This window comes from Cronobacter sp. EKM101R (genome assembly GCF_963888145.1).
In the GTDB taxonomy this organism is placed as follows: Bacteria; Pseudomonadota; Gammaproteobacteria; order Enterobacterales; family Enterobacteriaceae; genus Cronobacter; species Cronobacter turicensis.
Genome location: NZ_CAWPHW010000012.1, coordinates 125291 through 138171, shown reverse-complemented (window position 1 = coordinate 138171; position 12881 = coordinate 125291). Strand labels below are relative to the sequence as shown.

At 54.4% G+C, this 12881-nt stretch carries 12 protein-coding genes; 3 read left to right on the top strand and 9 right to left on the bottom strand.

All coding sequences use genetic code 11. From position 1 onward, the window contains the following. Positions 1-8 precede the first annotated feature (8 nt). Complete coding sequence (locus AACV31_RS09265) at positions 9-1271, bottom strand: autotransporter strand-loop-strand O-heptosyltransferase (RefSeq protein ID WP_075197821.1); 1263 nt, start codon at positions 1269-1271, stop codon at positions 9-11. 788 nt (positions 1272-2059) lie between these two features. Between AACV31_RS09265 and ynhH the strand changes: the two genes are divergently transcribed. From ynhH to lpp, 3 genes are all read left to right on the top strand, one after another. Then, entirely contained in the window at positions 2060-2263 is a 204-nt protein-coding gene (gene ynhH, locus AACV31_RS23165; protein ID WP_445227745.1) for a protein YnhH, read from the top strand. Positions 2264-2277: 14 nt separating this feature from the next. Next, positions 2278-3690, top strand: a complete 1413-nt coding sequence (gene pykF, locus AACV31_RS09255) for a pyruvate kinase PykF (protein ID WP_007760491.1) — start codon at positions 2278-2280, stop codon at positions 3688-3690. A 312-nt stretch (positions 3691-4002) separates the two neighbouring features. Then, the gene (lpp, locus tag AACV31_RS09250) at positions 4003-4239 is read left to right on the top strand and encodes a murein lipoprotein Lpp (protein WP_002443218.1); all 237 of its coding nucleotides are present in this window, start codon (positions 4003-4005) and stop codon (positions 4237-4239) included. A 139-nt stretch (positions 4240-4378) separates the two neighbouring features. Here lpp and ldtE read toward each other — a convergent pair whose 3' ends face one another. From ldtE to AACV31_RS09210, 8 genes are all read right to left on the bottom strand, one after another. Continuing rightward, positions 4379-5413, bottom strand: coding sequence for a L,D-transpeptidase LdtE (ldtE, locus tag AACV31_RS09245; RefSeq protein WP_165153720.1), 1035 nt, complete (start codon positions 5411-5413; stop codon positions 4379-4381). Between the two features lie 94 nt (positions 5414-5507). Continuing rightward, positions 5508-5924, bottom strand: a complete 417-nt coding sequence (gene sufE / locus AACV31_RS09240) for a cysteine desulfuration protein SufE (protein WP_007760487.1) — start codon at positions 5922-5924, stop codon at positions 5508-5510. An 11-nt stretch (positions 5925-5935) separates the two neighbouring features. Beyond that, positions 5936-7156, bottom strand: coding sequence for a cysteine desulfurase SufS (sufS, locus tag AACV31_RS09235; RefSeq protein ID WP_165153718.1), 1221 nt, complete (start codon positions 7154-7156; stop codon positions 5936-5938). Then, entirely contained in the window at positions 7153-8427 is a 1275-nt protein-coding gene (sufD, locus tag AACV31_RS09230) for a Fe-S cluster assembly protein SufD (protein ID WP_105538592.1), read from the bottom strand. Before sufD ends, sufS begins: the two co-directional genes overlap by 4 nt. Continuing rightward, the gene (gene sufC / locus AACV31_RS09225) at positions 8402-9148 is read right to left on the bottom strand and encodes a Fe-S cluster assembly ATPase SufC (RefSeq protein ID WP_007760479.1); all 747 of its coding nucleotides are present in this window, start codon (positions 9146-9148) and stop codon (positions 8402-8404) included. Before sufC ends, sufD begins: the two co-directional genes overlap by 26 nt. Positions 9149-9168: 20 nt before the next feature. Further along, complete coding sequence (gene sufB / locus AACV31_RS09220; protein ID WP_007676415.1) at positions 9169-10659, bottom strand: Fe-S cluster assembly protein SufB; 1491 nt, start codon at positions 10657-10659, stop codon at positions 9169-9171. A 2-nt stretch (positions 10660-10661) separates the two neighbouring features. Then, a complete protein-coding gene (gene sufA / locus AACV31_RS09215; protein WP_007760477.1) occupies positions 10662-11039 on the bottom strand; it encodes a Fe-S cluster assembly scaffold SufA in 378 nt (125 codons plus the stop codon). Positions 11040-11537: 498 nt separating this feature from the next. Further along, positions 11538-12848 (bottom strand): AppA family phytase/histidine-type acid phosphatase, encoded by a 1311-nt coding sequence (locus AACV31_RS09210; RefSeq protein ID WP_165153716.1) that lies wholly within the window; start codon positions 12846-12848, stop codon positions 11538-11540. Positions 12849-12881: the final 33 nt, after the last annotated feature.

Sequence of the window (12881 nt, the reverse complement as noted above, 5' to 3'; positions counted from 1 at the left end):
AGTCGCCGCTATGCGGCGTGCTGATTTGGGTCTGCCAATGCTGTTGTTTTGATGTCGAATGGGTTGCTTTTCAGAGAGATAAGCCGACGTAAATGGCCAATCACCTGTTTACCCGTGATAAAACGCGTACACTCGTACTGCCGGTCCGTGCCTTTGTGGCGCGGACACCAGAAATAGTCCTGATGGTCAAAATTAAGCCGCACGTCATCCCAGCAGCCGTTGCAGACGTGGGTGTTGATGACGCGCCAGGGGGTGTAAAACTCGCTGGCCGGCAGGCTGAAACCGCTTATCAGCACCACCGGAATGCGGCAGCCCCAGGCAAGCCAGGAGAGCCCGCTGCCAAGACCGATGAAAAATTCCGCATGCTCAAGCAGCGCCACGCGGTCGCGCAGCGGCAGGTTGCCGGTGAAATCCTCCACGCCGTGGGGAATTTTGTTCCAGACGTAGCCGCGCCCGACGACGCGCTCTTTGTCGATACACAGGACGCGATAGCCCTGCGCTTTCAGAAAGTCGATCACCTCATGCCAGCCGCTGCCGTTATTCCAGAATTTGGCCTGGCTGGTGGATTGCGTGGCGATGCAGACGTAGGGTTCGGCTATCTGGCGCGGGGAATTCACGCGCAGATCGGGGACGATTTCACTCGGGTCGACGCCGAGAATATGCCCGGCCGTGCGGTGCAGGCCGACGGCGCGAAAATCAAACGGCTGTTTGTCGAGATCGCCCTGAAAGAAAAGCCCGACGCGCCAGGTGGCGTAAGGCGGCTCACGGTGGGTGCGCTGGCTCGCCCAGCGCTCCGGCGCGTAAAACTGCAGTTCCGGGTAGACTGGCGCGAAAAGATCGATAATCGGCTGCGCCATGGTGCATTCCACCTGGCAGCCATACGTCTGACGGAAGCGTTCGGCGTAAGGCACCCATCCCACGAGGTCGCCCAGCGTGCCGGTGGGAAAGGAGATCAACACCGGTTTGTCGCGCATATCCAGCGCGTGATCGAACAGCGGTTCGCTCTGCCCTTTCTTCCAGACCTGCAAACGAAACGGCACATAGTATTTTTTGGTGCTAATCACCCAACCTTCGGCGATATCACTCGCAAAAAGTATATTCCCCGTTTCGTCATCGCTTATTTCGACGCGCCAGTCACCTGCCGGAAGCAGGAGCCTCGCGCCGTCGTTAAAATCGTACAAAATGCCTTCCGGACCCTGCTGCGTGGGTATTTCCGGGGGTAAAATAAAGGCGTAGCCATTACTGGCAGATGAAGAAAGCGTCATCGCCATACCTACCTTAATTATCAGTATCAGGGTTATGCTGCTATTAAATAATTAACCCGACGCGTTTTAGGCACACGTCAATTCTCGGACATGTGTTATCCGAGACAGTTATTTATCTGACATCTTGCCCATCCATTGAGCCGTCCGAATGATGGTTTTAGTGTAGCTACATCGTTACTTATTGCAAATTTTTACCAAATATAAATTTCCTTATAAATCAAAGGTATGACGAAATGTAACTCTAAGTGACTTTTCACTAAAGCTAAACTTTACAAGCATTTAGCTCTCCTATAGAGACACTCTTTTAGGATTATCCTTACCTTGCAATACGCAAATCAGGCTATTTGAGGGCGGGAAGAATATATTTAGCGGCGGTAAGCGAGACGCTGAAAACATACTCTTTGTTTATTTTCAATAGGAAAAATGGAAGCGATGCGTTCTTTCTCATGCCAAATATTAGTAGGGCATTGCCGGCGCAGCGAGTTTATTAATGAATAAAAATTAAACACCCAGCAAGCCGATTTAAATGAAAATAATTATTCTTTGGGTTCGCTAATAAACAATAATAGAGATCCCGAAACGTTTTGGCTTGATGAATATATTTCGGGCGATTTTATCTATATTTGCGAGCGCCCTCACAGGTGGGTTGTACAATAAAGGCGTGAGGATAACGTTTTGTCATCCTTCCTTAACGGATAAGCAACAGAAACGAAGCGGTGACAGGTTTTCCATTATGAAACAGCGTTTTTAATTCCTTTCTGCGCGTGTGGAAGCTATAATGCGGGCATTCTAACTTGAATGGTTTCAGCACATTGGATATCGCCTTTACCGTCGAACAATCGCTCACCCGCCCCCTGGCTGAACCACAAGCACACTTTCTCCTGCACGCTTTTTTGATGTCACCTATCCTTAGGCTGTGGCATCACAACTTTCGCAACACAAGTTTACCCAAACGGCAGAGCACGCCGCCGGGCATGATTTCCATATCCTTCAACTAAAGATTAAGACTGTCATGAAAAAGACGAAAATTGTTTGCACCATCGGCCCAAAAACCGAATCCGAAGAAATGCTGACCAAAATGCTCGACGCGGGCATGAACGTGATGCGCCTTAACTTCTCTCATGGCGATTACGAAGAACACGGTCAGCGCATTAAAAACCTGCGCAACGTTCTGGCGAAAACCGGCAAACAGGCCGCTATCCTGCTGGACACCAAAGGCCCGGAAATCCGCACCATCAAACTGGAAGGCGGCAACGACGTCTCCCTGAAAGCGGGCCAGACCTTTACCTTCACCACCGACAAATCCGTTGTCGGCAACAGCGAAACCGTTGCGGTGACCTATGAAGGCTTCACCAAAGATCTCTCCGTCGGCAACACCGTGCTGGTGGATGACGGCCTGATCGGCATGGAAGTCACCGCCATCGAAGGCGATAAAGTGATCTGTAAAGTGCTGAACAACGGCGACCTCGGCGAAAACAAAGGCGTTAACCTGCCGGGCGTTTCCATCGCGCTGCCGGCACTGGCTGAAAAAGACAAAAAAGACCTGATCTTCGGCTGCGAGCAGGGCGTCGACTTTGTGGCGGCATCCTTTATCCGTAAGCGCTCTGACGTCGAAGAGATTCGCCAGCACCTGAAAGCGCACGGCGGCGAACACATCCAGATCATCTCCAAAATCGAAAACCAGGAAGGCCTGAACAACTTCGACGAAATTCTCGAAGCGTCTGACGGCATCATGGTGGCGCGTGGCGACCTGGGCGTAGAAATCCCGGTTGAAGAAGTGATCTTCGCGCAGAAGATGATGATCGAGAAATGTATCCGCGCGCGCAAAGTGGTTATCACCGCGACCCAGATGCTGGATTCCATGATCAAGAACCCGCGTCCGACCCGCGCTGAAGCTGGCGACGTGGCGAACGCCATCCTCGACGGCACCGATGCGGTAATGCTGTCTGGTGAATCCGCGAAAGGGAAATACCCGCTGGAAGCCGTGACTATCATGGCGACCATCTGCGAGCGTACCGACCGCGTGATGACCAGCCGTCTGGAGTTCAACAACGACAGCCGTAAACTGCGCATCACCGAAGCTGTCTGCCGCGGCGCGGTAGAAACCGCTGAGAAACTGGAAGCGCCGCTGATCGTTGTAGCGACCGAAGGCGGTAAATCGGCGAAGTCCGTGCGTAAATACTTCCCGGATGCCACTATCCTTGCGCTGACCACCAACGAACTGACAGCCCGTCAGTTGGTGCTGAGCAAAGGCGTGGTGCCGCAGCTGGTGAAAGAAATCTCCTCTACCGACGATTTCTACCGTCTGGGCAAAGACGCCGCGCTGGAAAGCGGTCTGGCGAAGAAAGGCGATGTGGTGGTGATGGTGTCTGGCGCGCTGGTACCGAGCGGTACCACCAATACAGCGTCCGTTCACGTCCTGTAATAATATCCACCCTTTTTTAGATATGATTAAAAAGGCGCCGAAAGGCGCCTTTTAATTTGGCTTAAATAGACGCTGTGAATAGAAAAGCAAATCGGATTTCACTATTTAAGTTTGTTTTTTTCTAAGATGAATCCGATGAAAGTTTCCTGTTTTCCTTCATTTTTTTTAATGATCCGCGCAATGTCGATGCTTCTTTGAGCGAACGATCAAAATTAAGCGTATTCCCATCAAAAAAATATTCTCAACATAAAAAACTTTGTGTAATACTTGTAACGCTACATGGAGATTAACTCAATCTAGAGGGTATTAATAATGAATCGTACTAAACTGGTACTGGGCGCGGTAATCCTGGGTTCTACTCTGCTGGCTGGTTGCTCCAGCAACGCTAAAATCGATCAGCTGTCTTCTGACGTTCAGACTCTGAACGCTAAAGTTGACCAGCTGAGCAACGACGTGAACGCAATGCGTTCCGACGTTCAGGCTGCTAAAGACGACGCAGCTCGCGCTAACCAGCGTCTGGACAACATGGCTACTAAATACCGTAAGTAATAGTACCGTGTGAAAGAAAAATGGCGCACATTGTGCGCCATTTTTTTTGCCTGTTTTCATCCCTCTGCCCCGCACCTTTTCTCTCTGTTCGTACGCTCCCCTTCCGGCGCGACATGCCATTCCTCGTTATGAGACTGCGTTATTGCACGGTTACACGCGTTGAAGAGGCATTCATGCTCTCAGAGAGCGTCTCGCCGCCTGACGACGTCACTGCGGCCCTGACGCTCTGTATCGTCTTGACGGGCGCTGGCAGCGCGCTGTGCGCGTCTACGGCTACCGGATAACCCGCACGGCGCGTCAGCGCGTTATCGACCGCCATCGCGTCAGTGCCCGCATCGTCGATGAACTGTCCGAAAGCAGCGTTAATCGCCACCGGCATCGTCTGTGGGTTGTCGGCATCGCTGCGCGAGAGCGGCTGATGCACTTCCACGTAGCGTCTGCCGTCCGGCTCGCTGGCGTATTTCACCGGCTCATTGATTATCTGCACCCGCGTTCCCCACGCCACCTCGGTAAACAGCGCTTTGATATCCGCCGCGCGCATGCGGATGCAACCGGAGCTGGCGCGCAGCCCGATACTGCTGCGGGCATTGGTGCCGTGAATGAGATACTCGCCGCCGCCCTGCTGTAAACGCAGCGCAAAACGCCCCAGCGGGTTATTCGGCCCGGCGGGTATTACGGCAGGCAGCGTTACGCCGTGCGCCTGTGAGCGGGCGCGCATGGCGGCCGTCGGCGTCCAGGTCGGATTAGGGATCTTCTGGATGATACGCGTCGTCATCACCGGCGTTTCGCGCCCCGTCAGGCCGATGCCTATTGGATATACCTCCACGCGGTTCTCACCGGGCGGATAGTAATAAAGACGTAGCTCAGCGAGGTTAACCACAATGCCTTCGCGCGGCGTGTCAGGCAGCAGCATCTGCGTGGGGATCGTCAGTTCGCTGCCCGGCATCGGCAGATAAGGGTCAACCGTATTATTCGCCTCCAGCAGCAACAGCACGCCGGTCTGGTATTGCTCGGCGATTTTCTCCAGATTTTGACTGTTTGCAGGCACAAGATACGTCTGGTTCTGGCCAATCAGACGGCTGCCGGGCGGCGGGAGCGGGTAATCAACGGCCGATGCCTGCGTCGCGCCCATCAGCAGCAGCGCGAGCAGCGGAAAGGAAAAGATCTGTTTCATAAGCACGACCTGTTTTCACCGGCGTGGCCGGAATGCTGAACATCCGCGAAGCCCGCAAGGGCCGCGCGTGACAGGAGAAAGCCGTGCTTTAAGATTAGCTCAGGTCGGCCGCTTTCGCGCGAATAGCGCGGATCATGGCTTCTAAACCCTGAGAGCGGGACGGGGTGAGATGCTGGGTCAGCGACATCTCTTCAAACCACGGGCGCACGTCGAAGTTCACGATGTCCTGCGCGGTCATCTGCTGGTAGAGCGCGAAGACCACGGCGATAAGCCCTTTGACGATAGCCGCATCGCTGTCGCCGCGCATCTCCATCACGCCATTGTCGCCCGGCGTCATGACAATCCAGACCTGGCTCTGGCAACCCTGAATGCGGTGCGCGGGGGTGCGTTCGGCGTCATCAAGCGGCGCCAGCCGCTGGCCCAGCTCGATGATATAAAGATACTTTTCTTCCCAGTTGGCGCAGCGGTTAAAGTTACGCAGCAGTTTTTCTTTCTCCGGCAAACCAGCCATTCTCGCTCCTTTTAGCCTAACAAACGATGAATGCGGATAAGCCCGGCCACCAGCCGGTCCACTTCATCTTCGGTATTGTACATCGCGAGCGACGCGCGGCACATCGCAGGCACGCCGTAAAATTCCATCAGCGGCATCGCGCAGTGGTGGCCGGTACGTACCGCAATACCGTAATTATCCAGAAAACTGCCCACGTCATAGGCGTGATGTTTGCCAAGGTTGAACGTGATAACGCCAAGGCGCTCCGCCGGGCCATAAATCTGCAAGTCCGGCACCGCCTGTAGCTCGCGCAGCGCGTACGCCATCAGCGTGCGCTCATAGTCATGGATATTATCAAGGCCAATGGCGTCGACATAATCCATCGCCGCGCCAAGGGCGATGATGCCGCCCGTGTTGGGCGTCCCGGCTTCAAACCGCCACGGCGCCGCGGCCCAGGTAGTGCCTTCGGTCAGGCTGACGGTCGCGATCATCGCCCCGCCCCCTTCCCACGGCGGCATCGCCTGGAGAATATCTTCTTTAGCGTACAGAATGCCGATCCCGGTCGGCCCATAGAGTTTATGGCCGGAGAAGAGATAGAAATCGCAGTCCAGCGCCTGTACGTCAACCTTGTGGTGCATCACCGCCTGCGCGCCGTCCACCAGCACTTTAACGCCCGCCTGATGCGCCGTCGCGATGAGGTCAGCGACCGGGTTTTCAGTGCCGAGCACGTTAGAGACATGCGTGACCGCCAGCAGGCGGGTGCGCTCGTCCATCAGCGACGGCAGTTTGTCGACCTGTAGCGTGCCATCCTGGTTAATCGGCAACACGCGAAGCTCAGCCCCGGTACGCGCGCAGAGCATCTGCCAGGGCACGATATTGGCGTGGTGCTCCATTGCGGTAACGATCAGGTTATCGCCCGTGCGCAGCTGGCTGTTGCCCCAGCTGTTCGCCACGAGGTTAATCCCCTCCGTGGTGCCGCGCACAAACACAATCTCTTCCGGCAGGCGCGCGTTAATAAACTGCGCCGCGCGAGTGCGCACGGCTTCCATGCGCTGGGTCGCGTCTGCGCTCAGGGTGTGGATTCCGCGATGCACCGCCGCGTAGCCGTGGCGGTAGAACTCCGCCTCGGCCTCAATCACCGCCGTCGGCTTCTGTGCGCTGGCGGCGCTGTCGAGATAGACCAGCGGCTGACCGTTAACCTCGCGCGTCAGCACCGGAAAATCGCTGCGGATCTGCTGTAGAGAAAAACTCATGCCTCTCCCCCTGCGAAGCGCTGGCCGATACGCGCCAGCACCTGCTGTTTAAGCGCTTCGTCGTGGATGCTTTCGGTCAGCTCCGCGGCGAACGCGTAAATGATCATCTGCTGCGCCGCCTGTTCGTTAATACCGCGCGAGCGCAGATAGAACATCTGTTCGTCATCGATACGGCCCACGGTGGCGCCGTGGCTGCATTTCACGTCATCGGCGTAGATTTCCAGCTGCGGTTTGGTGTCCACTTCCGCCAGCCTGCCGAGCAGCAGATTGTTGTTGGTCATCTGCCCGTCGGTTTTAATGGCGTGCTGCGCTACTTTGATAAGCCCGTTAAAGACCGCGCGGCCTTTGTCGCGCACAATGGTTTTATGCAGCTGACGGCTGTTGCAGTAGCCTTTGTTGTGCTCAAGCCAGGTGCGGGTGTCGCACACTTCGTTATTTACCGGCAGCGCCAGGCTGTTGACGCGCAGCGTAATATTCTCGCCGTTCAACTGCGTGCTGGTGTTATGGCGCAGTACGCCCGCGCCCAGCAGATAGCTGCTGCTGGCGGCGTGCGCGTCCTGAGAAACCACCAGATCGTTATGCGCGAAATGCCAGCTCACCGGGTTTTCAAACGCGAGTTTGTAGTGATTAAGCTGCGCATTAGCGCCTACCTGCATGGTCAGTCGCGCGCCGGTAAAGTGCGGCTGCGCGTCACGGCTGACGTAATGTTCAATAACCGTCGCCTGCGCGCCTTCGTCGAGATCCAGGTGATGACGGTAATGCACGGTGTTGATTTCATCGCCCGCGCGGCCCGCGCTGATATGCATCAGCAACAGCGCTTTTGACGGCTGCTGATTACGCGCCACGCGAATATGCGTCACGCTCTGCGCCAGGCTTTCGGTGAGGTGTAAAAACGCCTCCGGCTGCACCGGCGCGGGAAGCCCGCTGCGGCTGTCGTTGACGCTAATCTCAAAGCCGCTGTTATCGGTCGCATCGCTCAGATCCGGCGCAAAGCGGCCATCGATGAACACCAGGCGCAGCGCATCGACGGGCAACGCCAGCGCGGTGAGTTCTTCACGGCTCAGCGCGGCGGCGGCCGGTGCGACGAAATCGTGCTTCAGCAGGCCGTCGAGCGGCGTGTATTTCCAGTCTTCATGCTTACGGGTCGGCAGGCCAAGGCGCAGCAGCTGTTGCAGATGCTCGCGTGCCTCCTGCGAACGTTCCCCGCCCTGCGCTTCAAACAGGCGATGCCACTGTTGCAGCGCGTTACTGCTGTTCGGTAAGCCAGCCATAGCCCTGCTCCTCCAGCTGTTTGACCAGAGAGAAGTCGCCAGACTTCACGATCCGCCCCTGATACAGCACATGGACGAAATCCGGCTTGATGTAGTCCAGAATGCGCTGGTAGTGGGTGACGATGATGAACGAACGCTTGCCGTCGCGCAGCGCGTTAACCCCTTCGGAAACGATTTTCAGTGCGTCAATATCCAGGCCCGAGTCGGTTTCATCAAGAATGCACAGCTCCGGCTCCAGCACCGCCATCTGCAGAATATCGTTACGCTTTTTCTCACCGCCGGAGAAGCCGACGTTAACCGAACGGGTCAGCAAGTCTTCCGGCATTTGCAGCAGCTTGATTTTCTCTTCCATCAGATCCTGGAAGTCAAAGCGGTCAAGCTCGTCCTGGCCGCGGTATTCGCGCACCGCGTTAAGCGCGGTTTGCAGGAAGAACTGATTACTGACGCCCGGAATTTCCACAGGATACTGGAACGCCATAAAGATGCCTTCGCCCGCGCGCTCTTCCGGCGACAGCTCCAGCAGATCTTTGCCTTTAAAACGCACTTCGCCGCCGGTGATTTCATAATCTTCGCGCCCGGCAAGCGTCGCGGAAAGGGTACTTTTCCCGGAGCCGTTCGGCCCCATGATGGCATGCACTTCACCGGGTTTTATTTCAAGGTTTAAACCGCGCAGGATCGCCTTCTCTTCCACGCTGACCTGTAAATCTTTGATGCTTAACATGTCTTATCCTTTTTCTTACCTTAGCCGACGCTGTGCTCAAGGCTAATGGCTAATAATTTTTGTGCTTCGACCGCGAATTCCAGCGGCAGCTCTGAGAAGACATCCTTACAGAAGCCGTTAACGATCATCGAGATAGCGTCTTCTTCGCTGATCCCGCGCTGCAGGCAGTAGAACAGCTGGTCTTCGCCGATACGCGAGGTGGTCGCCTCGTGCTCAAGCTGGGCGCTATTGTTGCGACACTCCACATACGGGAAGGTATGCGCGCCGCAGTCGGGGCCAATCAGCATCGAATCACACTGCGTGAAGTTACGGGCGTTAGTGGCGGTCGGCATGATTTTCACCAGCCCGCGGTAGCTGTTCTGGCTTTTCCCGGCGGAGATGCCTTTGGAGATGATGGTCGATTTGGTGTTTTTGCCGATGTGGATCATCTTGGTGCCGGTATCCGCCTGCTGATGACCGCTGGTCAGCGCCACGGAGTAGAACTCGCCGATGGAGTTGTCGCCGCGCAGGATAACGCTCGGGTATTTCCAGGTGATGGCCGAGCCGGTTTCTGACTGCGTCCAGGACATCTTGCTATTTTCGCCTTCGCACAGCGCGCGCTTGGTCACGAAGTTCAGGATGCCGCCGGTGTTGTTATCGCCAGGGAACCAGTTCTGCACCGTCGAGTATTTCACTTCGGCGTCTTTATGGATGATGACTTCCACCACCGCCGCGTGGAGCTGATAGCTGTCGCGCACCGGCGCGGAACAACCTTCGATATAGCTTACGTAGCTGCCTTCATCCGCCACCAGAATGGTGCGTTCAAACTGGCCGGTTTTCTCGGCGTTGATACGGAAGTAGGTGGAAAGCTCCATCGGACAGCGCACGCCTTTCGGCACGTAGATAAAGGTGCCGTCGGAGGCGACCGCGGCATTCAGCGCAGCGAAGAAGTTATCGTTCGACGGCACGACGGTGCCGATGTATTTCTTCACCAGCTCCGGGTGGTCGTGGATTGCCTCGCCGAACGAGCAGAAAATAATGCCCTGCTCCGCCAGCTTGTCGCGGTAGGTCGTGGCGACGGAAACGGAGTCGAAAATGGCGTCTACCGCCACTTCACGGCCTTCGCGCACCGGGACGCCGAGCTGGTTAAACGCCTCTTCCACTTCCTGCGTCAGGTAGCTGTTATTATTGCCGCCCGGCTGCTGCACCGCGCCCGGCTGTGAGGCGCAGGCGTCGTCGCAATGGCCGCATGAGGGCGCTGAGTAGTAGCTGTAATCCTGATAGTTCAGTTTGTCGTAATGCGCATGCAGCCAGTGCGGCTCTTCCATCTCAAGCCAGGCGCGGTAAGCGCTCAGGCGAAATTCGAGCATCCACTCGGGCTCGTTGCGTTTGGCTGAAATGGCGCGCACAACCTCTTCGTTGATGCCGTTCGCCAGTTCATCGGTCTGAAGCCGGGTAAAGAAGCCCTCTTTATAGTTAAGGGGACCGCTCCAGGTGTTCACATCGTCAGTTGCTTCACTGTTACGGGACATAATTACTCCGCCTGGACCCCAAAACTTTCACCGCAGCCGCACGCGTGCTGCGCTTTAGGGTTATTGAATTTAAAAATCTGGTTTAAGCCTTCGCGCACGTAATCCACTTCGGTGCCGTCGATAAACGGCATCGCCTGTAGCGGAACGTAAAGCCGCGCGCCATCGGCCTCGAACACGAGGTCTTCGTCTTTCGGCTCGCTGACCGTATCGAGCACATAGCCAAATCCGGCGCAGCCGCTCTGTTTGACGCTAAGACGCACACCCAGCAGACCCGGTTTCTGCGCCATTAAGTCGCGAATATGTTTGGCCGCGTCTGGGGTCATCGTCAGGCCCTGCCAGTTAAACTCGGCGGGATTGAACGTACCGGTTTGTGATTCCATAGGTCTGTCTCCTGGAGTGAGTGCCTTTAGGGCGATAACGCTATGTTAGTGGTAATAATTCTCACTTCAACCTCTGCGGATCAGGGGTATTACCCTAAACGGCACTTTTTGAACACTTTCATTAAGCATAGACCCTACCGGAGAGCCTGCAGCGGGCAAAAATCGCGGTCGAAAGCGATGATTTATCAATACATTAACAAGCGAAACGAAGAGATTATCACGTTAACTCCACACCTGAACAAAAGATGTATCGTTTATACCTATTTATGTTATAGATTTAATAGATACGGATAAATCAAATGCTTATATTTTTTTCAGCGGGTGAGTGAAATGATGTTGCGGACAAATACGGACTGATGCGGACATTATTTCGTCGTCAACGCTCTCCTGAGACTATGTTGCCCCAAAATGCACACGTGAAATCCCCCGAATTTGCTTTTAAACGTTCACCTGGCTGTCACAACCGCCCTTAATCTCCGAATGCCCTGCGCATTCTGTTTATCGGTTTATATCAGCCATTACCGCACATTGTGGAACACGTACTGTCTGCACAATGTCATTAAAGCCTTTCAATGAACACATCCCCTCAGGATTTTTATCCTGACATGAGGGCAACGTAAGCACAGTCTTATGTGGTGAAGGAGACGATGAAGAAGGCTTAAACTCTCGCATTTGTTGAAGGGTCTGATAAACAAAAGAAACTTGAATCCAGTCTGTATTATCACTTACTCTCTTCCATCTTTCGAAAACCAGTTCCCCGCCAGGAGGGGTATTATCAGGCTGCCCGGGTAAAGACCAGTTAAGATCGAATGCCCCGCTGAGATTTGCAAGATTGGTATCATGACCCGCAATAAATAATAACGAGACGGGCAATTTAATGCCGTAATGATTTTCTGTTGACCCATTACTGACTAATGCCCGGCTTATCAAATCAAGTAGCGGTGTTGCTCTGGTACGTGCAACTTCAGGCGTTCTTTGCAAAAGGTCAAACTGAGCATTATGCAGACTTAATAGTTCTGTCCATTCTTTCTCCCCGTGAATTCGCCCCCACGCGACCTCTGGCATTCCCTGCGCCTCTTGCAATAGAAATATTTCCGTCAGCATAGAAGACAGACTCCATGCGCCAGATAAGGATACGTTATCTGAAGAAATTTTGAGTTCTGAAGGTAAGGCTCCCGGAAGTGTACAACCCGGCTGTCTTGTTGATTTACATGCTGCTGACTGTGAGAAATTGAGAACCTGTTCCAGAGTACGGAATGCAGAGTCATAACGCTGGGTGTACCGTTCAATGTTTCCTCCAGCTCGCGTCAGAATCGCGTCCTGAGTCTGTGAGACATTAAACGAGCACAGACCCGTTTTTACTGGATTAAACAGGGGATCTTTCTTATCGTGCTCTTTTTGATAATGAACCTTATTTTGACATCCCGGCGCAAATCCAGCCAGAAATGCCTCACCGGTTTTACGCGTGCGCTGATCGGTATCTGCAATAACGGCCACCTGCTCTGGGGAAGGACATTCGTTACCTTCCAGAATACCTTTATCGACGAATACGCTTTTTTGATATCGCCCCAATTCGGTGACGAGTTCACCGCCCCGAGTCGTCAACCAGCCCAGCGGAACATCCCATTGAGGCCAGGGGTAAGGTGTAACTTCCTGCATTAACGGCGTGAACTTCGTTGGCGCTCTTACTCCGTGGCGACTGACTATCACAACGCGTTCAAGCTTCATTTCATCAGACACTTCCGCATGTAATGGGAAAGAACCAAGCATGAAAATAAAGATTAACAATTGAAAAAATAGCGTATTCATTGTCAGCCAACCTTATAGTTAATGAACCATAAA